The organism is Saccharothrix violaceirubra (assembly GCF_014203755.1).
In the GTDB taxonomy this organism is placed as follows: Bacteria; Actinomycetota; Actinomycetes; order Mycobacteriales; family Pseudonocardiaceae; genus Actinosynnema; species Actinosynnema violaceirubrum.
On record NZ_JACHJS010000001.1, the window covers coordinates 625,711 to 650,480 of the forward strand.

Genomic DNA, 24,770 nt, shown 5'->3' on the forward strand with positions numbered 1-24,770 from the left:
TCGCTTGTTCTGATGACTCAACTCATGGTCAGGCTAGTACCCCGACCGGGGCGATTAACACAGAGGCGGGTGCGGGCAAGGAGGTCTCTGTCACAGGATCGGTCACGGCATCGGTCCCGATGGTGGCGCTCCGGTATCGCTTGAGGTCAGGGGCTCGCGCATGCCCCTGGACGCTAGTGGCTCGGTGCCCGATCGGCGACTGTTCGGAGTCGTGGTCAACCAGTTGGTTGACTAAGGCGGCGGGGGTGCGTACGGTCTTAATCAACCAACTGGTTGAGTAAAGGGGTTGCCGTGGCGAACGACCTGTCGCGGGTCTTCGCGGCGCTGGCCGACCCGATCCGGCGCGACATGGTCGCCCGGCTGGCGTCCGGCGACGCGACCGTGAACGAGCTGGCCGAGCGGTACCCCGTGACCCTCCAGGCGGTGTCCAAGCACGTGAAGGTGCTGGAGGACGCGGGCTTGGTGAGTCGCGGCCGGGACGCCCAACGGCGACCCGTCCACCTCGAAGCGGAGGTGTTCGACCTGATGACCAAGTGGATCGAGCGGTACCGGCGGCAAGCCGAAGAGCGGTACCGGCGACTGGACGAGGTGTTGGCGGAGTCCCTGCCGGACACCGCGGAGAAAGGGGAAGCGTCATGAGCGAGACCACCATCGAGGCGGGCAAGGACACGCCCACGATCGTGATCGAACGGGAGTTCGCCGCACCACGCGCGGCCGTGTTCCGCGCCCACGTGGACGTCGAGCTGGTGAAGCGCTGGCTGGGCCCACGCCGCTTGGAGATGAAGGTCGACGAGTGGAACGCCGTGACCGGTGGGTCGTACCGGTACACGCACGTGGAGGAGAACGGCGAATACGCGTTCTACGGCTCGTTCCACGAGGTGCGCGAGGACACGCGGATCGTGCAGACGTTCACGTTCTGCGGCATGCCCGAGGGCGTGAGCCTGGAAACCCTGACCTTCGAGGACCTGGGCGACGGCCGCACCCGTCTGCGCGGGGTGAGCGTGTTCGACTCGTTCGAAGTCCGCGACCTGGCCCTGTCCAGCGGCATGGAACACGGAGTCGTCGAGGGCTACGAGCGCCTGGACGAGGTCCTCGCCTCCTGACCCGTCCAGTGCACATTTCGCGGTGCCTGAACGCACAACTCACGGTGTCCGAGTGCACAACTCGCGCGTTCGGAACCACAGCCACCGGCAGTACGGCAGCCGGAAACTAAGAAATGCCGTGCGCCCAGAGCGAGGCGTAGACGCCGCCGGCGGCCAACAACGCCGAATGACTGCCCACCTCGACGATCCGCCCCCCGGACAGCACCACGATCCGATCCGCCCGAGCCGCCGTAGCCAACCGATGAGCGACGACGAACGTGGTCCGAGAAGCGGCAAGCCGCCCACCCGCGGCCAACACCGCAGCCTCCGTGGCCGGATCCAACGCCGCCGTCGCCTCGTCCAACAGCAACAGATCAGGCGACACCAACTCGGCCCTGGCCAACGCCACCAACTGCCGCTGCCCGGCCGACAGGTTCTGCCCCCGCTCACCGACCTGCTGACCAAAGGCCGAAGGCAGCGCCGCGACCACCGGCAACGCCCCCACCTCCCGGGCCGCCGACTCGATCGCCGACCGCGACGCGTCCGGCTCGGCATAGGCGATGTTCTCCGCCACGTCCCCGCCGAACAGGTGCGCCTCCTGCGGCACGACCCCCAACCGGGCCCGCAGTTCGCCCAGGTCGTACTGCCGGATGTCCGTGCCGTCCACGAGAATCCGACCATCGGTCACGTCGTAGTACCGGGCGATCAACTTCACCAACGTCGACTTGCCCGCCCCGGTCTCACCCACCAGCGCGACTGTCTCCCCGGCCCGCACGTGCAGCGAGACGGCGTCCAGCGCCGGCACGGAAGTCCCGGGGTACACGAACGTCACCCCGCACAGCTCGACCTCACCGCGCAACGACGTCACCGACACCGGATCGGCTGCCGGCGGCACGCTCGTCGGCGTCCGCAGCAGTTCCCCGATCCGCGACAACCCGACCCGGGCCTGCTGGTACCCGTCGAACACCCCCGACAACTGGAACAACGGCGCGAAGAACAACCCCAGGTACAGCACGAACGCCAACAACACCCCGGGCGAGAGATCACCGACGGCCACCCGGTAGGCCCCCACCACCAGCACCCCGGCCTGCGCGACCCCCGACAGCAGGGCCAGGAACGGGAAGTACGTGGCGATGTACCGCTGGGCTCTGATCCGCGTCCGCCGGTACTCGTCGCTCCGCTCGGCGAACGCCGCCGCCGACCGGTCCTCCCGCGCGTACGCCTGGGACACCCGAAGCCCCGACACGTTCTCCTGGAGGTCGGCGTTCACCGCGCTGACCTTCTCGCGAGCCTCGGCGTACGTCCTCGACGACAACCGCTGGAACACCGCGGTGGCGATGATCAACGGCGGCAGCACCGCCAACGCCACGAGCGCGAGCTTGAGGTCGGTCACGACCAGCGCCACCGCGATGCCGCCCACGGTCAGGAAGCTGATCACGAACGTCGTCAGCCCGGTCTGCAGGAAGGTCGACAGGGCGTCGACGTCCGTCGTCATCCGGGTCATGATCCGGCCGGCGGCCTCGCGCTCGTAGTAGTCCAGGCCCAGCCGCTGGAGGTGCGCGTAACTGCGCACGCGCAGCAGGTACAGCAGCCGCTCGCCGACCCGCGACGTGACCACGGTCCCGGCCGCCGACGACAGCCACCCGGCGACGACCAGCAGCAGGCCGCCCAGCGAGGCCGCCCACAACCACCCCGGCTCGCCGCCGACCACGCCCCGGTCCACGCCCAGCCGGACCAGGTTGGGCAGCCCGATCGCCAGCGCCGAGTCGACCAGCAGCAGAGCGCCGACCGCGAGCATCGCCAGGCGTACGGGTCTGAGCAGCGTCCACAGGCGGAACCCCGGATCCGGTGCGCGCGGGTCCTCGCCCCGCAGCTCCGGTTCGTCGGCCGCGGCCGGCAGCGCGTGGATCCGGGCCAGCAGTTCCGGCGTCGGCGGGGTCGCGCCGACCAGCGCGGTGGTACCGCCACCCCCACGGTGACCGCGCGACGGTCGGGCCGTGCGCACGGCCCGGTTCGCCGCCCGCACGGCGAGTTCGTCCTCCTCGGACTCGGGCCACAGCTCGGGGGTGTACCCGTCGGGACCGGGTTCAAGGGGCACGCCCGCCCGCCGGTCCACCTGCTCGATCGCCTCGCCCGGACCGGCCAGCAGATCCCGGTACAGCGCGCACCGCGCGTGCAGTTCCGCGTCGGTGCCCACGTCCACGACCCGGCCCGCGTCCAGCACCGCGATGCGGTCGGCCAGGGCGAGGGACGACCGCCGGTGCGCGATCAGGACCGTCGTGCGGGATGCCGTCACGGCCGCGAGCGTGCGGTGGATCGCGGCCTCGGTCGCGGTGTCCACGGCCGACGTCGCGTCGTCGAGCACGAGCACACGGGGATCGGACAGCAGCGCCCGTGCCAGGGCGACCCGCTGCCGCTGGCCGCCCGACAGGGTCAGGCCGCGCTCGCCGACCACGGTGTCGTAGCCGTTCGCCAGCGCCGAGATGAACCCGTGCGCCTCGGCCGCCCGCGCCGCGGCCTCCACCTGCTCGTCCGTCGCGTCCGGCACGCCGTAGGCGATGTTCGCGCGCACGGTGTCGGAGAACAGGAACGCCTCCTCGAACACCACGCCCACGGCCCGCCGCAACGACCCCAGGCGCAGCTCGCGCACGTCGACACCGCCGACCGACACCGACCCGGCATGCACGTCGTAGAACCGGGGCAGCAGCAGCGACACCGTCGACTTGCCGGACCCGGCCGTGCCCACGATCGCCAGCGTCTCGCCCGCCGCGACCCGCAGCGTCACGTCCGACAGCACCGGTTCGCTGCGGGTGTACCCGAACCCGACCCCGTCCAGCGCCACCGCCAACGCGCCGTCCGGCAGCTCGCGCCCGCCGTCCACCACGTCCGGCTGCGAGTCGACCAGCTCGTACACCCGCTCGACGCCGGCCCGGGCGAGCTGCGCGGTCACCGTCAGGTTCGACAGCAGCCGGGTCGGGCCGACCAGCGCGGCCACGTAGCTCGCGAACGCGAGGAACGTGCCCAGCGTGACCTGCCCGTGCAGCACGAGGTACCCGCCCAGCAGCAACATCCCGACCTGGCCCAGGTAGGGCAGCGCGGCCAGCGTCGCCGACGGCCGCGCGGTCAGCCGGGCCGCCCGCATCCGCTCCGCGAACAGCACCCGGGCCCGCGCCTCCAGCCGGGCGACCTCTCGTGCCTCCTGCCCGAAGCCCTTGACCACGCGCACGCCGGTCACGGTCTCCTCGACCTGCTGCGCCACGTCCGCCGCCCGCTGCTGCGCCGACCAGGTCGCCGGGAACAGCGTCAACCGGCTGCGACCCGCGACCACCGCGATCGCGGGCAGGACGACCAGCACGACCAGGGTCAGCGTCGGCGACAGCCACAGCATCGCGCCCAGCGAGACCACCGTGAACACCACGGTGCCGAACGCCAGCGGCGCCATGGACAGCAGGCTCTGCACGAGCTGGAGGTCGGTGATCGACCGCGACACCACCTGCCCGGTGCGCAGCGCGTCCTGCTTGGGGCCGTCCAGCCGCTGCACCGCGCGGAACACGGCCTGCCGCAGGTCGTGCTGCACCTCCACGGCCAGCCGACCGCCCAGGTAACGCCGCACGAACGCGGTGCCGAACGTCAGCAGCTCCAGCGCCACCAGGCCCACCGCGAGCCAGGCCAGCCGGTCGGTGCGCCCGGCCACCGAGTCGTCCACCGCGACCTTGACCAGCAGGGGCGTGACCGCCTGGAAGCCGACGCCGACGACCGCGGCGGCCACGGACAGCACCACGAGCGCGCGGTGCCGCCCGCACGCCCTGGCGAGCCTGCGTACCCAGCCGTCGGTTCCGGTCACGCGCTCCACACTAAGCACGGGCACCGACAGTCCCGGACGCAGGTGGGGCCGCCTTCCCGGAGGAAAGCGGCCCCGCCGAGGCGAAGATCACCCGATCACGTGATGTCCTTGCGCTGCGTCGACAGCCAGCCGAACACGAAGAACAACGCCGTCCACGCGAGGAAGATCAACCCGCTGAGCCACCACTCGTGCGCGCCGAGCCCGCCCGCGAGCGCGCGCATGACGTCCTCGAGTTCGTCGGGCACCACGCCCGCGTCGGCCAGGAACAGCGACGCGGCCACCGAGCCGGTCAGGCCGTTCACCGCGCCGTTGGGCAGGAACCCGATCACGTCGGACGCCTCGTTCGCGGTCAGCACGAGCTGGATGCCGTTCTCGATCACCAGCATGTACATGACCAGCACGACGGTCGTCGCGACCACGCTGTTGAGCAGCGCGCCGACACCGACGCCGAACATGGTCATCAGGATCGACGAGAGCAGGCCGACGCCGACCATGGCCAGCCAGCCGGCCGCGTCGGGCAGCGTGTTCGCGGGTGCGGTGAGCGCGATGCCGATGCTCATCGCGGCGACGATCGCGATGCCGTAGAGCGCGCCCCACGCCACGTAGACGATCATCTTCGCGGACAGGGAACTCACCCGGTTCGGCGCGGTGAGGAACGTCGTGGTGATCGTCTTGCGGTTGATCTCGTTCGCGATCGCCAGCCCGCCGAAGATCATCGGGAAGATCGTGGCGATGTTGATGGCGCGCGCCATGCCGAACAGCGACACCTGCCACTGGTCGGGCGAGAGGCCGAACGCCGTGGTCAGCTCCTCGACGTCGCTGCTCTGGACGGCCTCCATGAGACCTTCGCCGATCAGACCGGCGCCCAGGCCCCAGCCCAGGGCCACGAGCACGGTCGGGATCAGCAGGCCCCACCACAGACCGGTGGTCAGGATCTTGCGGAACTCGGACTTGATCAGATTGCCCATCACGCACCGCCCCCGAGGCCGCCCTGGTTCCGCTGTCCGCCCGGCTGTCCGTCCGGCGGTGGTGCCTCACCCGGCGGCACGACCGGATCGGGTGCCGTCCGGTCCGATGCCGGGTCGCCCGGCCGGTCCCCGGCCTGCTCCGCCGTCGGGAAACCCGACTGGTCGGGCGTGACCGCCCCGGACCGGTCGACGACCTGCGTCGGGTGCCCGGCCTGGTCCGACGAGGGGAAGCCCGGCTGCTCGGGCGTGACCGGTCGGGTGTACCCGGACTGCTCGACGGCCTGCGTCGGCTGCTCGGGCGTGACCGGTCGGGTGTAGCCGGACTGGTCGGGGGCCGTCGGCGCGTAGCCGGACGGGCCGGGCGCCCCGTACCCCGACTGGTCGGGCGCCGGGAAGCCCGGCTGCGCGTTCCCCGACGGGAGCGGGGGCGGCGCGTAGCCGGTCTGCCGGGCGTACCCGGACTGGTCCGGCGGCGGGAAACCGGGCTGCGGCGGCGCGTAGCCACCCGGCGGGGGCGCGTACCCGGACTGGTCCGGTGCCGGGAACCCCGGCTGGGCGTACCCCGGCGGCGGCGCGTACCCCGGCGGCACCTGGCCCTGCGGCGCATAACCTGCCGGTGCCGCGTAGTGCGGCCCCGGCGGCGGCTGCTGCCCGTACGGGCCCTGGCCCGTGTACTGGCCGTTGGTGAGCTGGAAGAAGAGCTGCTCGAGGTCGACCTTCTCCTCCTGGATGCCGTAGATCGACACCCCGGCCTGCAACGCCACGTCCGCGATCCGCTTGGCGTCGCCGCCCACGACCGCGATCCGCCCGTCCGGCGCCTGCTCCAGGTTCGTGATCCCGGCCTCCTGCAACGCCTTGACCAGCGCGGGAATGTCCGAGGGCTGCACGAGCACCCGGCCTTCACGCCCGGCGCGCAGGTTCTCCAGCGGCCCGTAGAACATGGTCTGGCCGCGGCTGACGATCACCACCTGGTCGACGGTCTGCTCGACCTCGGCCAGCAGGTGACTGGAGATCAGCACGGTCCGGCCGCTGCGCGCGTACGACTGGAGGAACTGGCGCAGCCACGCGATGCCCTCCGGGTCGAGGCCGTTGGCCGGCTCGTCGAGCACGAGGATCTGCGGGTCGCCGAGCAGCGCGGTCGCCAGCGCGAGCCGCTGCTTCATGCCCAGCGAGAACCCGCCCGCCCGACGGTCGGCCGCCGCGCCGAGCCCGACGAGTTCGAGCACCCGGTCGGCCTGCTGGTCGGGCACGCCGATGGCCGCCGCGTACACCCGCAGGTGGTTGCGGGCCGTGCGCCGGGGGTGGAACCCCTGGGCCTCGAGCACCGCGCCGACGACCCGTGCCGGGTTGCCGAGCTGGTGGAACGGCCGACCGTTGATCAGACCGACCCCGGAGGTCGGCGTCACGAGCCCGAGCAGCATGCGCAGGGTCGTGGTTTTGCCCGCGCCGTTGGGGCCGAGGAAGCCGGTCACCGTCCCGGGTTCGACCGTGAAGCTGAGATTCTGCACCGCTGCGACCGGACCGAACTGCTTGGTCAGGTTCTGCACCACGATGCGGCCAGTGCCGTCGTGCACGCGTCCCTCCCGAATGCTCCTACCGGGCGTCATCCTGCCCTAGGAGGATCATTCAGGTAGCGAATGGCGTGGTTTCGTGTCCACTTCCGTGCGACTTTGTGCCGGTATGCGGGTGAACGGGTTGCGCAACGGGCGCCTCCGCTCACGATGCGTCTCGCCCTCGCCGATGAGGTGGCGGTGCGCGGTCGTCCACACGCGGCACGGCCAGCGCCGGTTGCGCAGGACGCCCTGGCAGGAGTCGCAGCGGCCGTCGGGGTCGGGCTGGTGCAGGCTGAGCAGTAGGCGCCAGCCGTCGGCCAGCCGGTTGATGCCGGTGCGGGCCAGCGGCACCAGCGACTCGGCCTCGTCGTGCGCCACGGCCTGGTCGAGCTGGGCCAGTCGGCGCAGGACGGCGTCGCGCAGGGTCTCGTCCACGCCTTTCACATCCGCCTCGCGGCCTGGCCGAGCAGCGCCCGGAGCCTTCGGGTCTGCGTGACGGACATCACGGCGGACTCGCCGGGTGGTGCGACCAGCAGCACCCGGTCGTCCGCGACGAGGACGGTCATCGACCGGTCGCGCCCGAACGGGTCGTGACAGTCGATCCAACCGTGCGGTTGTGCCATGAGTGCTCCGATCCGAGGTGGTCAGGGGCTCACGCGGGGCGACCGGTCCGCCGCGCTGCGTAGCCGTCGGGTCCTGTGTCCCACCATCGGCCGGATGGACGTCGTGACTTACCCGTTACCCGCTGAATTCACTCGTTTGCTTGAGTCCGATACCGAAGCGCCGGTGAAGAAACCCGCACGGCACTGGGCACCGCACCCCCGGCGACGCTAGGATGGGCTGCGCGGCCCGCTCCCAGTGACCCCCAGGCTGGTTGAGCGGGTCGCCTCTTTTTGCCCGGAAACGCCGAAGGGCGCCCACCGGTCGGGTGGACGCCCTGGTGCGGCGGCGATCACGCTTCGTAAGCGGTGAACTCCAGGTCGTGCGCCTGCGCGACGGGCTCGTTGGTGAGCAGCCCCTCGTGCGCGTTCAGGCCGAGCGCGAGCGAGCGGTCCGCCCGCAGCGCGGTCTGCCAGCCCTTGTCCGCCAACGCCACCGCGTAGGGCAGCGTCACGTTGGTCAGCGCGTACGTCGACGTGCGCGGCACGGCGCCGGGCATGTTGGCCACGCAGTAGAAGACCGAGTCGTGCACGGCGTAGGTCGGGTCGGCGTGCGTGGTCGGCCGGGAGTCGGCGAAGCAGCCGCCCTGGTCGATCGCGATGTCGACGAGCACGGTGCCCGGCTTGAGCTGCGACACCAGCTCGTTGCTCACGAGCTTGGGCGCCTTGGCGCCGGGGACCAGCACGGCGCCGATGACCAGGTCGGCGTCGCGCACGGCCTGCTCGATCGAGTACGAGTTGGACGTGACGGTGCGCAGCCGGCCCTGGAAGAGCGCGTCGATGTGGCGCAGCCGGTCGACGTTGGTGTCCAGGATCTCGACGTCGGCGCCGAGGCCGACGGCGATGGTCGCGGCGTTGAGGCCCGCGACGCCGCCGCCGATGACGACCACGCGCGCCGGGTGCACGCCGGGCACGCCGCCGGGCAGCACGCCGCGCCCGCCGGACGGCTTCATCAGGGCGAACGCGCCGACCTGGGGCGCGAGCCGGCCCGCGACCTCGGACATCGGGGCGAGCAGCGGCAGCGCGCCGTTGGGCGTCTGCACGGTCTCGTAGGCGACGGCCGTGGTGCCGGAGTCGATCAGCGCCTTGGTCAGCGGCAGGTCGGCGGCGAGGTGCAGGTACGTGAACAGCACCTGGCCCTTGCGCAGCCGCGGGTACTCGACCGCGATCGGCTCCTTGACCTTGAGCACGAGGTCGCCCTCGGCCCAGACGTCGTCGGCGGACGCCAGGACCTTGGCACCGGCGGCGACGTACTCCTCGTCGGTGATCGCCGAACCGAGGCCGGCGCCGGCCTCGACGAACACCTCGTGACCGCGGTTGGTCAGCTCGTGCGTGCCCGCGGGGGTCAGCGCGACGCGGTACTCGTGGTTCTTGATCTCGCGGGGTACAGAGATCCGCACGGTGGGCTCCTTCGGCGACAGTCGGTACGCCAAAGGTCGGATACCCGGCTCGAACTGTCATCGTGCCGCGAGCACGAACGCCGGCCCTCCGGTTTGTGGCGATCGGACAACGGCCGACGTCCGTTGACACTTGTCGTGACGGGCACCTAGCGTGGCGACACCCAACTGAATACCGGCCGCGATGCCGTCATGCAGGCATCAGAACCCGCGCGGGAGAGTCCTCGGCACGCGCCGGGGCGCCGAAGGAGCAAGCACCCCGCACACTCTCAGGCAGCGAGAACCGCTCGGGCGAGGCGACTCTGGAAAGCGTGCGACACGCGCGCACCCACGGTGCAAGCCGCGACGAAGCGGTGAAGCTCTCAGGTCCCAGGACAGAGCAGGGGACCCGACCTCGGACACCTTGGAGCGCTGCCGTGACCTACCCGGAACATCTGCTTTACACCGAAGAACACGAGTGGGTCGACTGGAAGCCGGGTACCCGGGATCCCGTGTCGGTAGGCATCACGTCGTACGCCGCGTCCTCGCTCGGCGACATCGTGTTCGTCCAGCTCCCGGACCCGGGCACCGTCGTGAAGGCGGGCGAGGTGTGCGGCGAGCTGGAGTCCACCAAGTCGGTGAGCGACCTGTTCGCGCCGGTCGCCGGTCGGGTCGTCGAGGTGAACACGGCCGTGGTCGACGACCCCGCGCGGATCAACAACGACCCGTACGGCGAGGGTTGGCTGTTCAAGGTCGAGGTCACCGCTGCCGAGGGCCTGCTGACCGCCGCGAAGTACGCGGATTTCACCCGGGAATGACCCGCCGTGGCGATCAGCGTCTTCGACCTGTTCTCCGTGGGCATCGGGCCGTCGAGTTCGCACACGGTCGGCCCGATGCGGGCCGCGGCCCTGTTCGCGGCGCGGCTGCCGCTGGACCGGGTCGACCGGGTCCACGTCGAGTTGTTCGGCTCGCTCGGTGCCACCGGGCACGGCCACGGCAGCCCGAAGGCGGTGCTGCTCGGCCTTGAGGGGCACCGGCCCGAGGAGATCGACCCCACGGCGGCCGACGACCGCGTGGCGGTGATCAGGGAGTCCAAGCGGCTGTCGCTCGGCGGTCGGCGCGAGATCGCGTTCGCCGAGGACACCGATCTGGTCATGCACCGCCGCAAGTCCCTGCCGCTGCACCCCAACGGGATGCGGTTCGCCGCGTACGGCTGCGGCGAGGTCGTCGACGAGGCCGTGTACTACTCGGTCGGCGGCGGGTTCGTGGTCGACGAGACCGCGTCCGGCACGGACCGGATCAAGGCGGACGCCACGCGCCTGCCGCACCCGTTCCGAAGCGGCGACGAGCTGCTGGCCCGCACCCGCGAGACCGGGGCGCCGATCAGCGAGCTGATGCTGGCCAACGAGCGGGTGTGGCGGCCCGAGGCGGAGATCCGCTCGTCGCTGCTGCACATCTGGCAGGTGATGCAGGACTGCGTCGAACGCGGTTGCACGCGGACCGGTGTGCTGCCGGGCGGGCTGAAGGTCCGCCGACGTGCGGCCGAGCTGCGCGACCGGCTGGCCTCCGAGCACTTCGCCACCGACCCGTTGCGGGTGACCGACTGGGTCACGCTGTTCGCGCTCGCGGTCAACGAGGAGAACGCGGCCGGCGGGCGGGTGGTCACGGCACCGACCAACGGCGCGGCCGGCATCGTGCCGGCGGTGCTGCACTACTACGCCCGGTTCGTGCCGGGCGCGTCGGACGACGGCGTGGTGCGGTTCCTGCTCACGGCGGGCGCGATCGGGGTGCTGTTCAAGGAGAACGCGTCGATCTCGGGTGCCGAGGTCGGGTGCCAGGGCGAGGTCGGTTCGGCGTGCTCGATGGCGGCCGGCGGATTGGCCGAGGTGTTGGGCGGTACTCCCGAACAGGTGGAGAACGCCGCCGAGATCGCGATGGAGCACAATCTCGGCCTCACCTGCGACCCGATCGGCGGTCTGGTGCAGATCCCGTGCATCGAGCGCAACGCGTTGGCGGCGATCAAGGCGATCACGGCCGCGCGGATGGCGTTGCGCGGCGACGGATCGCACTTCGTGTCCCTGGACAAGGTCATCAAGACCATGCGGGAAACCGGTCGGGACATGAAGGTCAAATACAAGGAGACGGCCCGCGGCGGACTCGCCGTGAACGTCATCGAGTGCTGAAGTCCGGGCGCCGACCCGATCGGGTCGGCGCCCGGACCCGCGTCACACCTGGCCGGAGAAGACCGCTTTGTCGGCGTTGAAGCCGGGCTGGAGCGTGATCTCCAGCTTTCCGGTCTGCGGGCTGACCGAGTAGGCCACGTCGTAGGTGAACGAGCTGCCCGGTGCGACGGACTGCGTCTCGACGCCGCCGCCGCAGCCGCCGTCGGGGGAGTCCTGGATCAGGTCGGCCTTGCGGTTGTCGAACTTGCCGTCGCCGCCGACGCGGGTCAGCACGGCCGCGTCGAACGGCCGGTCGGTGCCGTTGGTGACCGTGATGGTGACCTTGACCGCGCGGTTGATCTTGCGCGGCACGGCGAACGTGCCGGTCGTGCACACGGTCGGCGTGGCGATCTCGGCGACCAGGCCGTCCTTCCACTTGAACCGCTGGTTCCAGGTCAGCCCGTCGGGCGCGGCCGACGGGCTCGCGGTCGCGCCGCCGCCGACCGTGGCCACGTCGGTCGAGCCGGTGCGCACGACGACCGTGGACGCGATCGCGAGCACGCTGAGCACCACGCCGACCGTCGCGAGCAGCTTGCGTCCGCCGAACAGCGCGATGACACCGAGCACCACGCCGACGCCCGCGACGATCGCGGTGATCCGGTTGATGCCGAGCACCGGCGAGCACGCCAGTCCGACGACGCCCAGGGCGATCGACGGCCACGCGAGCACGCCGAACCAGACCGTCCCGACCGGGTCCTCCGACGCGGGTCTGCGCGGTGCCTCGGGCGATCGGACATCGGACATGCCGGACTCCTCGTGCTCGGTGTACGCGATAGTTCGCGCCTCGCGAAATGTTCGTTACCGAAGAAGCCGGGCGAATATACTCGATCGGGTGATAACGATGTTACGGCAATGCCGACTCGATCGCCTTGATCACCTCGGGCGCTTCCGGGTCGGTGCGGGGTCGAAAGCGCCCGACAATTTCGCCGTCGGGCGAAACGAGGAACTTCTCGAAGTTCCACTGCACGTCGCCCGCTGTGCCCTCCTCGTCCGCGTGCGTAGTCAATTCGGCGTACAGCGGATGCCGCCCCGGGCCGTTCACCTCGATTTTCTCGAATAGCGGGAACGAGACGCCGTACGTCGTGGAACAGAACTCGGCGATCTGTCCGGCGGTACCGGGCTCCTGTCCGGCGAACTGGTTGCACGGGAAACCGACGACCGAGAAGCCCCGTTCGCCGTACTCGCGCTGGAGCCGTTCGAGCCCGGAGTACTGCGGGGTGAGGCCGCACCGTGACGCGACGTTCACCACCAGCAACGCCTTGCCGCGCAGCGAGCCCAGGCTCGAAGGTTCGCCGGACAGGGTGGCCACCGGGATGTCGTGGATGCTCATGCGCCCAGGCTATTGAGTGCGCGGCCGGAAGACGGTCAGGACCACGCGCATGCCCAGCAGCATGCTGATCACCAGCAGGTTGTAGCCGAACACCTGGAACAGCGTGAGGTCCGGACCCACGCGCGGACCGCCGGTCGTGTTGAGCAGCAACGCGGCCATCAGCCCGGCCGTCGCGCCCAGGACCGTGAGCATCACCTGGTGCAGCAGCCCGGTGACGAAGCCCCGGTCCCGCTCGTCGGCGAACAACCGCACGCCCATGCTCAACCGGCCCTGCTCCAGCGCCGACGAGATCCGCTCGGCGCGGCGCGGCAACCGGCGCAGCATCGGCAGCACCGAGTACAGCTCCTCGGTCAGCGTCCGCCGCACCGACTCGGGCGTCAGCCGCGACTCGAACACCCGGTCGGCGAACGCCCGCGACTCGACCACGATGTCGAAGCCCGGCGACAGCGTGCCCAGCGTCCCCTCGACCGTGGCCAGCGTGCGGAACACGGCCGCGATCTCCGGCGGGATGCTCAACCCGTACCGGTACACCAGGCGGACCAGGTCGCCGAACATGTCCACGTCCGCGCGCCCGCCGCCGCCAAGGTGGCGGGCCATGAACTGGCCCAGCGCGCGTTCCAGCCGCTGCTCGTCGATCTCGTCCGGGCGGCTCACCAGTTCCAGCAGCGCGTCCCGCACACCCGCCGGGTCGCCGTGGTCGATCGACAGCAGCAGCTTGCCCAGCGCGGAGCGCAACGCCGCGTCGATCCGGCCCACCGAGCCGAAGTCGAGCATGCCCAGCCGCCCGTCCGACAGCAGGAGCAGGTTGCCCGGGTGCGGGTCGGCGTGGAAGACGCCGGTGACCATCACCTGGTGCAGCAGCACTTCGAGCAGCGACCGGGCCAATGCCGTCCGGCGTTCGGGCTCGACGTCGGCCGCGCGGATCGGCACGCCGGACAGGAACTCCATCACGAGCACGCGCTCGCCGCTGAGGTCCTCGAACACCTGCGGCAGCACCACGTCCGGTGCGCCCGCGCCCGACCGCACCGCGTGCAGGTTGCGCGCCTCGACCCGGAAGTCCAGTTCCTCGCGCAACGCGGCGGCGAACCCGGCCGCCAGGTCGCGCACGCCGATCGCCCGTCCCCAGCGCGTGCGCTGGTGCAGCGTGCCGGCCAGCCGGGTCACGATGTCCAGGTCGCCCTCGGTGGTCCGCCGCACGCCCGGTCGGCGCACCTTGACGACCACGTCCTCACCGGAGTGCAGCCGGGCCCGGTACACCTGGGCGATCGACGCGGCGGCGAGCGGCTTCTCGTCGAACTCGGCGAACACCTCCTCGGGCGGGCGGCCGAGGTCGGCCGTCAGCGCCTCGCGCACCCGGTCCCACGGAGCCTCGGACACCTTGTCCTGCAAGCGGGTCAGCTCGTCGATCACGTCGGCGGGCAGCAGGTCCGGCCGGGTGGACAGGACCTGGCCGAGCTTGACGAACGTGACGCCGCCGTCCTCCAGCGCACGGCGCAGCGACCGGGCCAGACCGGTGTCGGTGCGTTCACGACCGCGCAGGTAGGGGCCGAGGCCGTGGCGGACGGCGATGGCGGTGATGCGGGAGTAGCGGCGGGTGCGGGCGATCCGTCCCCGGATCGCCCGCACCCACTCGGTCGGCGGCGGCACGGACCCGGTCGGGACGACGATCTCGATGAACGTCAGCGTGCCGATCATCAGCAGCAGCGAGATGCCGAGCTGGACGGTCGCGAGAGCGGGTGTGTCGCGCGCGTCGGCGATGCCCGACAGCACGGCTTCGCTGAACGAGAAGCCGAGCATGCAGGCGATGGTGGTGCGGATCAGTCCGACCCGCAGGCCCAGGATGCGCCGGGCGGCCAGTGCCATGCCCAGCACCAGGGCCAGGAACGTCAGCGGAACGCCGACGCTGTAGAGCAGGAAATCGTCCATTCGGTCCTCCCCCGGGCGGATACGCGCGGAGGATAGGACGGGCGGGCTGAGAACGTCGGTCGGGTCACTCGAAGAACGCGAACACGCGGGCGGACTCCGCGTAGGTGACGCACCGGTTGGGGAAGGTCTCCTGGAACGACCGGCGTTGGCCGCGCCACTCGCCCCGCGCCAGGACGCTCACGGGGTCGTACTCCATGGTGCACATGACACCCTGGCCACCGAGGCGCTCGATCCGGCCGTTGACGCGGGACAGGTCGGCGCACGCCTCCATGTGCCGGGGGTGGGTACCACCGTCGGGCCGACAGTTGAGGTTCACCGATCTCGTCACCCCTTGGTAGGTGACGTCGAGCAGGAACGCGTTGCGGGGCGCGACGACGGCATCGGTGACGACTACGGAGGGTAGGAGTGCGGCGAAGGCCGCGATAATCGGGAGTGCCATGGCTCCACACTGAACTGACGGCGACCTGCCGTTCTAGCCAACTCACCGCATCGTGTGAAGACTTCACCAGTCGATCTTCACCCGCCGGGTATCACTCTCCGTGGATGTGACGTGGCCCACTGTAGGAGTCCGGCCCGGTCCGGGAAGGCCAGGGTGAGGGGCATGGGGTCACCAGGAGTGCGCAACGGAGTGCGCAGGGTCGCACTCGCCGCGTCGGCCGGGAACGCGGTCGAGCTGTACGACTTCCTGCTGTACGGCACCGCTTCCGCGCTGGTGTTCGACAAGCTGTTCTTCCCGTCCGTCGACCCGCTCCTCGGCACGTTCCTGGCGCTGGCGACCTTCGGCGCGGGCTTCCTGGCGCGGCCGTTGGGCGGCGTGGTGATCGGGCACTTCGGCGACCGGGTCGGCCGGCGGTCGATGCTCGTGCTCACGCTGACCGTCACGGGCCTGTGCACGGCCGCGATCGGCCTGCTGCCCACCTACGACAGCATCGGCGTGGCGGCACCGATCCTGTTGCTGTGCTTGAGGTTGGTGCAGGGCTTCTTCCTCGGCGGCGAGCAGGGTGGCGCGGCCCTCATGGTCGTCGAACACGCCCCGCCCAACCGCACGGGCTGGTACGGCGGGTGGACGTTCCTCGGTTCGCCGCTGGGACTCCTGCTCGCCAACGCGGCGGTCGCGGGCGCGGTCGTGGTGTCCGGCGACGCGTTCGGGGACTGGGGGTGGCGCCTGCCCTTCCTGTTCAGCCTGGTGCTCGTCGGCGTCGGCCTGTACGTGCGGCTGGGTGTCGCGGAAAGCCCGCAGTTCCGCCGGATGCGCGCCGAGCGCGGGACCGAACGGCTGCCCGTCGTGGTGGTGTTGCGCGATTCCTGGCGGCGCGTGCTGCTCGGCGCCGGGGTGAACGCGGGCTTCAACGCGTTCATCTTCGTGGTCGCGACGTTCGTGATCTCCTACGGCACCAAGCAGTTGGCGCTGCCCCGCTCGGTCATGCTCGACGCGAGTCTGCTCGGGGCGTTCGCGCAGGTGCTCGCGATCCTGGGGTTCGCCCGGCTGTCCGACCGGGTCGGCCGGCTGCCGGTGATGCTCGGCGGCGCGGTGTTCCTGGCGCTGTACGCGTTCCCGCTGTTCTGGCTGCTGGAGACGCGCGTGACCGGGTTGGTGGTCCTCGCCGTCGTGATCGGGTTCGCGGGCGCGGCGGCGGTGTTCGGGCCGATGCCCGCCTACTACTCCGAACTGTTCGGCACGGGCGTGCGGTACACGGGCGTCTCGTTGAGCTACCAGCTCGGCGCGGTGCTCGGCGGCGGGTTGTCGCCCGCCGCCGCGCAGTGGCTGCTCGCCGCGGGCGGGTCCTGGTCGGTGTCGCTGTACCTGGTGGTCGGTGCCGCGGTGAGCACCGCGTGCCTGCTGGTGGTGGGGGAGACGCGGCGGTCAGCGTGACAGGACCGCGTCGAGCACCCGCGTGACGGTCGTGGCCGGGTCGTCCGGCACCGCCCTGGTGCGCCAGGCGACCACGCCGTCCGGGCGGATCAGCGACGCGCCGTCCGGGCCGGTGCCCAGGCGCCGGGCGAGCAGGCCCTCCGGGTCGTCCAGCTCCGGCACGCGGACGGGTGCGTCGCGCCACGCCGCGTGGTCGGCGGTGAGCAACGTCCACTCGCCCGTGAAGTCCACAGTGGACACCTGCCGCCCGGCGTGTCCGACGACCACGTGCGGGACGCGGAAACCCGGTCGCCCGGTGGCCGTTCGCGGGTCCTCGAGTTCGTCGTCGTCCTCGACGAGCACCGCGCCCGAACGGCACCGCTGACCCATGATCAACGTGTCGTGGTCGATCGCCGCGGGCACGTCCGGGCCGGCCAGGTGCGGCGCGAACCGCTCGACGTAGTTGTGGAACGACCCGTCGACGATCCGCCGCGCGTACGGGCGGCGTTCGGCCTCGTAGCTGTCCAACAGCCCGGGGCCGGCCTCGCCGCGCAGGACGGCCGCGAGCTTCCACGCCACGTCGTACCCGTCGCCGATCGCGGTGTTGCCGCCGAGGCCGCCGGTCGGCGGCGTGACCTTGGCCGCGTCGCCGACGAGGAACACCCGGCCGACCCGGAACGCGTCCGCGACCCACGCCGACATCTCCCACGACGTGATCGCGGTGATCTCCGGTCGCAGGTCGGGCCGGTCGGTCGCGACCCGCAGCAGGTCGACGCAGCGCTCGGGCGGGAAGTCGGCGGGCGTCTGCCCGGATCCGGGGTCGTACTCGACGGTGAACAGGTTGTGCGGCCAGGAGTGCGCCGTGGCGAACGCGCCGGTGAAGGCGGGGTTGCGCAGGTAGTAGAGCGTGAACCGGCCCCCTCCGACGTCCGCGCCGACGTCGCCGCGGAAGATCACGCCGATGTGCGTTGCCAGGTGGCCGGGGCCCTGTCGGCCGACGCCGAGCAGCGTGCGGACCAGGCTGCGCCCGCCGTCCGCGCCCACGGCGTAGTCGGCGGTGACCGTGTACTCCTCGCCGGTCCCGCGGTCGAGCAGGAGCGCGGTGACGCCGTCCGCGTCCTGGCGCAACGACCGCAGTTCGGTGTGGAAGCGGACTTCCGCCCCGAGTTCCCGCGCGCGGTCCACCAGCACGGGTTCGACGTGGTCCTGGCTCGCCATGGCGTACGGTTCGGGGCCGAGTCCGCCGTCGATCTCGTCCTCCTCGTGCACGATCGTCCGGAAGACCGGCCCGCCGAGGCTCTCCGCGATCCTGATGACCATGCCGCCGGTCGCGCCGCCGGCCCGGACCTCGTCCGCGACGCCCCCGACGCGCAGCAGTTCCATGGTCCGATAGGTCTGCCCGGTGGCGCGCGGGTGCGGCATCGTGCCCCGGTGCTTCGAGATGCCGAGCACGTGGATGCCAAGGCGGGCAAGGAAAAGCGTCGTGCTCGCGCCGCCGAGGCCGGAGCCGACGACCAGTACCTGGACCTTCATGTCCCCTCTCATGTCGGAAATCTTAGAGACTAAGAGACTTGCTCGACAAGAGGTATGGCGCTCCGGTTGCCGGGGCCCGGGGTCGGCGGTTCGATGCCGTGCGTGCAGCCCATACCGGAACGCCGTGCCCCGCGCGGGCACGCCCGCGTGGTTCCCACGACGTGGACGTACTGTCGCAGGTCGTCACGCAGCGCTAATTTCTTCGCCATGAGTCGGCTCGCGGCACCACGGCACGAAGCACACGTGCCCGCCCCGGGCATGGCCTGTCGCCTCGGCTGATCCACCCGTTCCCGCACGTCGTCCACCTTCGTCGTGCACGCGCATCGCCACAGCCAGACAGGAGCCCCCTGACATGTCCTGGTCGTTCGAAACCAAGCAGGTCCACTCCGGAGCGTCACCGGACCCGGTGACCGGCGCCCGCGCCACCCCGATCTACCAGACCACGTCCTTCGTCTTCCGCGACACCGCGCACGGCGCGGCGCTGTTCAGCCTCGCGGAGCCGGGCAACATCTACACCCGGATCGGCAACCCGACGCAGGACGTGCTCGAGCAGCGGGTGGCGGCGCTGGAGGGCGGTGTCGCGGCGGTCGCGTTCGCGTCCGGTCAGGCGGCCGAGACCGCGACCATCCTCAACCTCGCCCGCTCCGGCGACCACGTGGTGTCGAGCGCCTCGCTGTACGGGGGCACGTACAACCTCTTCCGCTACACGCTGCCCAAGCTGGGCATCGAGGTCTCGTTCGTGGAGGACCCGGACGACTTCGACGCCTGGCGTGCCGCCGTCCGCCCGAACACCAAGCTGTTCTTCGCCGAGACGCTGGGCAACCCGCGCGGCAACGTCCTCGACATCGAGGCCGTCGCGGAGATCGCGCACACGGCCGGGGTGCCGCTGGTCATCGACAACACGGTGACCACGCCGTACCTGCTCCGGCCGCTGGAGCACGGTGCGGACATCGTGGTGCACTCGGCCACCAAGTACCTGGGCGGACACGGCACCGCCATCGCCGGCATCGTCGTCGACGGCGGCAAGTTCGAGTTCTCGGACCCGGAGAAGTTCCCGGACTTCAACGAGCCCGACCCCAGTTACGGCGGGCTGCAGTACTGGCCCGCCCTCGGTCACGGTGCCTTCGCCGCCAAACTGCGGGTGCAGGGCCTGCGGGACACCGGCGCGGCGATCGCACCGCTGACCAGTTTCCTGATCCTGCAAGGGATCGAGACGCTCTCGCTGCGCATCGAGAAGCACGTCGCGAACGCGCGTGCCATCGCCGCGTGGCTTGAGCAGCGTGATGAGGTCGAGAAGGTGCACTACGCGGGGTTGCCGTCCTCGCGTTGGCACTCGCTCGCCTCGAAGTACCTGCCGCACGGCGAGGGCGCGATCGTGTCGTTCGAGCTGCGCGGCGGGGTGGATGCCGGACGGGCGTTCGTGGACGGCGTCGAACTGTTCAGCCTCCTGGTGAACATCGGCGACGTGCGCAGCCTCATCGTGCACCCGGCGTCGACGACCCACGCTCAGCTCTCGGCAGGGGAGCAGCTGATCGCGGGCGTCACGCCGGGTCTCGTGCGGCTGTCCATCGGCATCGAAGGGGTCGAGGACCTCAAGGCCGACCTGGAGGCCGGTTTCCGGGCAGCCAAGTCGGTGCTGTGAGCGTCGTTGTCGGGCGGACCCCTCTCGCCGGGTGGCGGGAGGGCGACCCGGAAGGCCGTCGGCAGTGGGTCTCGGGCTCACTGCCGGGCCTTCCCCTGCGCATCGCCTACGAGACGTGGGGCACCTTGAACGCGTCCCGGTCCAATGCCGTGCTCGTGCTGCACGCGTTGACCGGGGACAGCCACGTGGCGGGCGTCGTCGAGCCGGGCCACCCCACGCCGGGGTGGTGGGACGGCCTGATCGGGCCGGGTCGTGCCCTGGACCCTTCGCGGTGGTTCGTGGTCGCGCCCAACGTGCTGGGCGGGTGTCAGGGGACGACCGGGCCCGGGTCTTCGGCGCCCGACGGTCAGGTGTGGGGCTCTCGTTTTCCTCGGGTATCCGTGCGTGATCAGGTGGCGGCCGAGGTGCTGGTGGCCGATGCGCTCGGGATCTCTTCTTGGGCCGCTGTTCTCGGTGGGTCGATGGGTGGCATGCGTGCGTTGGAATGGGCCGTGTCCTATCCGGATCGGGTCCGTTCCCTGCTGGTGCTGGCCGCGCCCGCTGCTTCCTCGGCCGAGCAGATCGCTCTCGCGTCCGCGCAGTTGCACGCCATCCGCCTGGATCCTGTTGTCGGGTTGGGTATCGCCCGGCGGATCGCGCACATCTCGTACCGCAGCTATGCGGAACTGGACGCGCGCTTCGGGCGGGAGGTGCAGGCGGATGGCCGGTATTCCGTGGAGTCGTACCTGGACCACCACGCTTCGAAGTTGATCAACCGGTTCTCCCCGGAGAGCTACGTCGTCCTCACCGAGGCCATGAATGGCCATGACGTCGGGCGTGATCGTGGTGGTGTGCGTGAGGCTTTGTCCCGGATCACCGCGCGGACCATCGTGGCCGGGATCGACAGCGACCGGCTGTACCCGTTGTCGCAGCAGGAGGAACTGGCCGACGGGATCCCGTCGGTGGACAAGGTCGAGGTCGTGACGTCGCCCTACGGTCACGACGCCTTCCTCCTGGAGACCGACCAGGTCACCCCCTTGGTCCACACCCTCCTCTCCTGACTCCCGCGAGTCCTCCACCCGGACACCCCGAACCACGCACTCAGGCACCCCGATCGGGTGCCACCCTCCCTGATCGCGCGAGTTATACGTTCGGACACCGCGAGTTGTGCGTTCAGGCACCGCGAGTTGTGCGTTCGAGGCGCCGAAAGGTGGGCGGCCTGCGTGCGGGGCTTGGGTCGCCGTGTGGTGGGTTGGTCCGGGGTTGGCTGCTCTGACGAACGAGAAGGGCGGCCCCACCTGGTGGTGGGACCGCCCTCGGGATCAGGGTCGGCTCGCCGGCGCGAGCCGTTCCGGCCGGCTCAGAAGCCGGCGGTGATGCGGGTGAACTCCCATTCCTGCTGGGGCACGCCCGAGCAGCTGCCGGACACCTGGCCGTCGCAGCCGCCGCGGTCGCGGTTGAGTGCCCAGTAGGTGAACCGGCCCAGGCCGTTGGACTTCGCGAAGTCGCGCAGCGCCGTCCAGGTCTGGGGGGTCGTCACTTCCTTCTGGTCCGACAGGCCGTTCATGCCGGAGATGCCCGAGTGCGCCCACGCCTGGGCGTCGGTCCAGCCGAACGTCGACTTCAGCTTGTCCTTCAGCGCCGTCACCGCGTTGATCGTGTCGGTGCGGATGTCGGTGCTGCCGAAGTCGAACGGCATCAGGGTGAAGACGTCGATGTTCGACCCGATCGCCTTGGAGCGCTCGATCAGCCGGTTGCCGTGGGAGTTCGGGCCGGTCTTGAGGGTCGGGATCGTGACGATCGTCTGGATGCCCGGGTTGTTCTGCTTGACGATCTTGAGCGCCTCGAGGATGCGATCCGCGACGGTGGCGTTCTCGAACTCGTCGGTGTTCTCGATGTCGATGTCGATCGCCTTGAGCTTGTAGGCGTCGATCACCTTCTGGTAAGCGCCGGCCAGGGCCTGCGCCGTGGAGCAGTTCGGGCCGAGCTTGTTGCCGCTCCACCCGCCGAACGACGGGATGATGTCGCCGCCCGCCGCGCGGATCTGGTTGATGACGTTGGCATCGTTGCCGCCGGTCAGCGGGCGCTGGCCGTCCCACGACGGGTTGCACCCGTTCTGCGCCAGGATGAACGCCATCGTGAACCACTTGATGCCGGTCGCGTTCATGACCGAAGCGGGCGACGGCGGGTTGCCCCAGCCCAGGTACAGGTACGGTGCGCCACGGTTGCCAGGAGGCGGCGTGGTGCCCGGGTCGGTCTTGGCGGTGACCGCCGTGCTGGCGCCCGACACGTTGCCCGCCGCGTCACGGGCCTTCACCGTGAACGAGTAGGAGGTGTCGGGGTTCAGGCCGTTGACCGTCGCGGTGGTGCCCGGGACGGTCGTGGTCGCACCGCCGGCGACGGTCACGTCGTAGCCGGTGACGCCGACGTTGTCGGTCGACGCGGTCCACGACAGCGAGACGCTGGAGCTGCTCTTGCCGGTGACCGTCAGGCCCGTCGGCACGCTGGGCGGCGTGGGGTCGTTCGGGATCTCGCCGCCGGCGCACGACGCACCGTTGATCTTGCAGTTCTGCGGGACACCCGAGCCGGTGCCGACGAACCCGAAGGTCCGGTTGGCGCCGACCGCGATGCCGCCGTTGTACTCCCGGTTCGTCGCGGTGACGTGGCTGCCGTCCTTGGTGATGATGGCATCCCAGTACGACCCGAGCGTGGTGCCGGCCGGCAGGTCGAACTCGACCTTCCAGCTCGACAGTGCGGTGGTTCCGCCATTGGTGATCGTGAACTTGCCTTCGAAGCCGCTGCCCCAGTCCTGGGGCTTGGCGAACGTGGCGGTGACGCCTGCGGCGGCAGAGGCAGGGGCCCCGACCACCAGAAGTGAACCCATGGCCAGCGCGCTCGCCGCGAGCAACGCTCCCATTCTTGGTTTCATCACGGACTCCTCGGCGGGATTGCAGGGATGAATCGCGCCCAGGGCGAGACTGGTCTAGACCAAAACGCTTGTCAAGACTCCTTAATAACTACTCCTCGAGCGCGGCCTCGATCCACCCCGCCACGGCCAGGTCACGGGTACTGCACTCGGTCGCGAGCTTCACGGTCCAGCGCAACGCCTGCAGCACGACGGTCGCCAGCTCCTGCGGACGCCCGTTGGCCAGCGCGATCTCGATCTGCTCGGCCGCCGCCTCCTGGTCGCCGTGCACCTCCGCGAGCAGCGTGCGGATCGCGGTGCGCACGGGCGGGTCGGCGTCGTCGATCGGCACCTCCTGCCCGTCCTCGTCGAAGACCTGCATCTTCACCGGGGTCGAGCCACCGGAGCCCAGGTGGGACACCATGTCGCTGCACTCGGAGAACAGCAGGAGCACCAGCTCTCTGATCTCCTCGTTCCCCTCGGGCGAACCGCTCAGGTAGCCGGTGACGAGGTCGACGGCGACCGCGTCCTCTCCGACCTTTGCCGCGGCCAGGGCTTCGCCGGCCACGGCCTGTAGCCGCGCCCTGCGGTCCGGATCTCGCTGCGGGTGCATTCAGCCATCTTCCAACACTGCTCGTGGGTGCACAGCTCTCCAGCACTGCCTACCCGGTGGCGTTCGGGTGTCGCAACGGCTTGTCGAGCGGACCACCGGGGTGATACCCGGGTATGACACTCCGCGGGTGCATGTGCCGCAACGCCCCGCCCCCTAGAGTCGGCCGGGTGTTCCGCACCTTCGCGCAGGTCGTGTACGTGTCCGACCGGACGCGGGTGTTCGCGCGGGCGCGACTCCGCCTGGTCTTCCTGGTGGCCGCGCTGGTCTACGGACTCGTCCTCGCGATCGGCACGAGTGCGGACTACGTCGAGTACGAGAGCCCGGACGGCTGGTGGCCGCTGCTCTTCGCGATCGTGTTCGGCTCGTACGCGATCCTGCCGTTCTCGACGATCACGGCCTGGCGGCTGGCCACCGTGTCCCTGCTGGTGTTCCGGGTCCTGCTCCGGACCGAACCGGACGTCGTCGGCTCCTGGCAGTGGTGGTTCTACCTGCCTGTACTGCTGGTCGTAGCCGCCACGCACACCACGCGCGTCGTGCTGCTGGTCGGGCTGCTGACCTCGGGCACGATCGTCCTGGCCGGTCAGTTCAGTGTCTCGTCGTCGGTCGTGCCCACGATTTCCCTGCTGATGGTCCTCTACCTGCTCGCCTTCGCCCTCGGCTCCAGAGGACGGGCCGAGCGCAGGTTCCACGCCGAACGCGACGAGAAAGCCGCGCTGGTCGAACGCGCCCGCATCGCCCGCGAGATGCACGACGTGGTGGCGCACCACATGTCGTTGGTCGTGGTGCGGTGTGAAACCGCGCCCTATCGGATCACCGGGTTGCCCGAACCGGCCGTGCGCGAGTTCGCCGAGCTGGGGGAGTCCGCGCGGTCCGCGATCACCGACATGCAACGGCTGCTCGGCGTGTTGCGCGCCGCCGGCCACCTTGCCGATACCGCGCCCCAACCGGGCCTGGCGCAGATCCGGGAGATCGTCCCGGACGCCGACGTGCCCGACGCGGACGTGCCCGAGGCCGTCGCGCTGACCGCGTACCGGGTCGTGCAGGAGGCGACGACGAACGCCCGCCGCCACGCGCCCGGTTCGACGGTGACCGTGCGCGTGAGCCTGGTCGGGGACGCTTTGGAGGTGGTGGTCCGCAATACGGCGGGCGGCCCGTCGACCGGCGGCGGCAGCGGCCACGGCCTGATCGGCATGCGGGAACGGGTCGGCGTGCACGGCGGCACGGTGACGGCCGAACCCCTGCCCGACGGCGGGTTCGAGGTGCTGGCACGGGTTCCGGTGGGGTGA

21 protein-coding genes and 1 riboswitch are annotated in these 24,770 nt (G+C 70.7%); of the genes, 8 read left to right on the top strand and 13 right to left on the bottom strand.

Features of this window, described 5'->3' with window-relative positions:
- Positions 1 to 291 precede the first annotated feature (291 nt).
- Both F4559_RS03095 and F4559_RS03100 read left to right on the top strand, forming a co-directional pair.
- Complete coding sequence (locus tag F4559_RS03095) at positions 292 to 639, top strand: ArsR/SmtB family transcription factor (RefSeq protein ID WP_184666060.1); 348 nt, start codon at positions 292 to 294, stop codon at positions 637 to 639.
- A complete protein-coding gene (locus F4559_RS03100; RefSeq protein WP_184666061.1) occupies positions 636 to 1,103 on the top strand; it encodes an SRPBCC family protein in 468 nt (155 codons plus the stop codon). The genes F4559_RS03095 and F4559_RS03100 overlap by 4 nt, the downstream gene beginning before the upstream one ends.
- Positions 1,104 to 1,209: 106 nt before the next feature.
- Here the strand turns inward: F4559_RS03100 and F4559_RS03105 are convergent, their stop codons facing one another.
- The 6 genes from F4559_RS03105 to ald all read right to left on the bottom strand — a co-directional run bounded on the left by F4559_RS03105 (position 1,210) and on the right by ald (position 9,506).
- Positions 1,210 to 4,935: an ABC transporter ATP-binding protein gene (locus tag F4559_RS03105; RefSeq protein WP_184675422.1), complete on the bottom strand. Its 3,726-nt coding sequence runs from the start codon at positions 4,933 to 4,935 to the stop codon at positions 1,210 to 1,212.
- Positions 4,936 to 5,021: 86 nt separating this feature from the next.
- Positions 5,022 to 5,894: an ABC-2 transporter permease gene (locus F4559_RS03110; RefSeq protein WP_184666062.1), complete on the bottom strand. Its 873-nt coding sequence runs from the start codon at positions 5,892 to 5,894 to the stop codon at positions 5,022 to 5,024.
- Positions 5,894 to 7,468, bottom strand: coding sequence for an ATP-binding cassette domain-containing protein (locus tag F4559_RS03115; protein WP_376774621.1), 1,575 nt, complete (start codon positions 7,466 to 7,468; stop codon positions 5,894 to 5,896). Before F4559_RS03115 ends, F4559_RS03110 begins: the two co-directional genes overlap by 1 nt.
- Positions 7,469 to 7,516: 48 nt before the next feature.
- Positions 7,517 to 7,882, bottom strand: a complete 366-nt coding sequence (locus F4559_RS03120) for a hypothetical protein (RefSeq protein ID WP_184666064.1) — start codon at positions 7,880 to 7,882, stop codon at positions 7,517 to 7,519.
- A 5-nt stretch (positions 7,883 to 7,887) separates the two neighbouring features.
- Positions 7,888 to 8,070 carry a hypothetical protein gene (locus tag F4559_RS03125; RefSeq protein WP_184666065.1) on the bottom strand — a complete coding sequence of 61 codons (183 nt, stop codon included), beginning with the start codon at positions 8,068 to 8,070 and terminating at the stop codon, positions 7,888 to 7,890.
- Positions 8,071 to 8,399: 329 nt separating this feature from the next.
- Positions 8,400 to 9,506, bottom strand: a complete 1,107-nt coding sequence (gene ald, locus F4559_RS03130; RefSeq protein WP_184666066.1) for an alanine dehydrogenase — start codon at positions 9,504 to 9,506, stop codon at positions 8,400 to 8,402.
- 200 nt (positions 9,507 to 9,706) lie between these two features.
- A riboswitch (glycine riboswitch) is annotated at positions 9,707 to 9,799 on the top strand.
- Positions 9,800 to 9,919: 120 nt separating this feature from the next.
- On the opposite strand from ald, the gene gcvH reads away from it, so the two are divergent.
- Both gcvH and F4559_RS03140 read left to right on the top strand, forming a co-directional pair.
- On the top strand, positions 9,920 to 10,300 hold the full coding sequence (gcvH, locus tag F4559_RS03135; protein ID WP_184666067.1) for a glycine cleavage system protein GcvH: 381 nt from the start codon (positions 9,920 to 9,922) through the stop codon (positions 10,298 to 10,300).
- Positions 10,301 to 10,306: 6 nt separating this feature from the next.
- The gene (locus tag F4559_RS03140; RefSeq protein WP_184666068.1) at positions 10,307 to 11,665 is read left to right on the top strand and encodes an L-serine ammonia-lyase; all 1,359 of its coding nucleotides are present in this window, start codon (positions 10,307 to 10,309) and stop codon (positions 11,663 to 11,665) included.
- Between the two features lie 42 nt (positions 11,666 to 11,707).
- Here the strand turns inward: F4559_RS03140 and F4559_RS03145 are convergent, their stop codons facing one another.
- From F4559_RS03145 to F4559_RS03160, 4 genes are all read right to left on the bottom strand, one after another.
- A complete protein-coding gene (locus F4559_RS03145) occupies positions 11,708 to 12,448 on the bottom strand; it encodes a hypothetical protein (RefSeq protein WP_184666069.1) in 741 nt (246 codons plus the stop codon).
- Positions 12,449 to 12,548: 100 nt separating this feature from the next.
- Positions 12,549 to 13,034, bottom strand: coding sequence for a glutathione peroxidase (locus F4559_RS03150; protein WP_184666070.1), 486 nt, complete (start codon positions 13,032 to 13,034; stop codon positions 12,549 to 12,551).
- 9 nt (positions 13,035 to 13,043) lie between these two features.
- A complete protein-coding gene (locus F4559_RS03155) occupies positions 13,044 to 14,960 on the bottom strand; it encodes an ABC1 kinase family protein (protein ID WP_184666071.1) in 1,917 nt (638 codons plus the stop codon).
- A 64-nt stretch (positions 14,961 to 15,024) separates the two neighbouring features.
- Positions 15,025 to 15,399, bottom strand: a complete 375-nt coding sequence (locus tag F4559_RS03160) for an SSI family serine proteinase inhibitor (RefSeq protein ID WP_184666072.1) — start codon at positions 15,397 to 15,399, stop codon at positions 15,025 to 15,027.
- 162 nt (positions 15,400 to 15,561) lie between these two features.
- Here F4559_RS03160 and F4559_RS03165 point away from each other — a divergent pair, with 162 nt between their 5' ends.
- On the top strand, positions 15,562 to 16,833 hold the full coding sequence (locus F4559_RS03165) for an MFS transporter (protein WP_184666073.1): 1,272 nt from the start codon (positions 15,562 to 15,564) through the stop codon (positions 16,831 to 16,833).
- On the opposite strand, the gene rdmE is transcribed toward F4559_RS03165, so the two are convergent.
- Positions 16,825 to 18,357 carry an aklavinone 12-hydroxylase RdmE gene (gene rdmE, locus F4559_RS03170; RefSeq protein ID WP_184666074.1) on the bottom strand — a complete coding sequence of 511 codons (1,533 nt, stop codon included), beginning with the start codon at positions 18,355 to 18,357 and terminating at the stop codon, positions 16,825 to 16,827. The genes F4559_RS03165 and rdmE overlap by 9 nt on opposite strands.
- Positions 18,358 to 18,667: 310 nt before the next feature.
- On the opposite strand from rdmE, the gene F4559_RS03175 reads away from it, so the two are divergent.
- Both F4559_RS03175 and metX read left to right on the top strand, forming a co-directional pair.
- On the top strand, positions 18,668 to 19,987 hold the full coding sequence (locus tag F4559_RS03175; RefSeq protein WP_312865977.1) for a bifunctional o-acetylhomoserine/o-acetylserine sulfhydrylase: 1,320 nt from the start codon (positions 18,668 to 18,670) through the stop codon (positions 19,985 to 19,987).
- Positions 19,984 to 21,027 carry a homoserine O-acetyltransferase MetX gene (metX, locus tag F4559_RS03180; protein WP_184666076.1) on the top strand — a complete coding sequence of 348 codons (1,044 nt, stop codon included), beginning with the start codon at positions 19,984 to 19,986 and terminating at the stop codon, positions 21,025 to 21,027. Before F4559_RS03175 ends, metX begins: the two co-directional genes overlap by 4 nt.
- Positions 21,028 to 21,326: 299 nt before the next feature.
- On the opposite strand, the gene F4559_RS03185 is transcribed toward metX, so the two are convergent.
- Together F4559_RS03185 and F4559_RS03190 are read right to left on the bottom strand one after the other, a co-directional pair.
- Positions 21,327 to 22,895: a cellulose binding domain-containing protein gene (locus F4559_RS03185; protein ID WP_184666077.1), complete on the bottom strand. Its 1,569-nt coding sequence runs from the start codon at positions 22,893 to 22,895 to the stop codon at positions 21,327 to 21,329.
- Positions 22,896 to 22,983: 88 nt separating this feature from the next.
- Positions 22,984 to 23,484 (bottom strand): hypothetical protein, encoded by a 501-nt coding sequence (locus F4559_RS03190; RefSeq protein ID WP_184666078.1) that lies wholly within the window; start codon positions 23,482 to 23,484, stop codon positions 22,984 to 22,986.
- 167 nt (positions 23,485 to 23,651) lie between these two features.
- On the opposite strand from F4559_RS03190, the gene F4559_RS36180 reads away from it, so the two are divergent.
- Positions 23,652 to 24,770, top strand: coding sequence for a sensor histidine kinase (locus F4559_RS36180; RefSeq protein ID WP_184666079.1), 1,119 nt, complete (start codon positions 23,652 to 23,654; stop codon positions 24,768 to 24,770).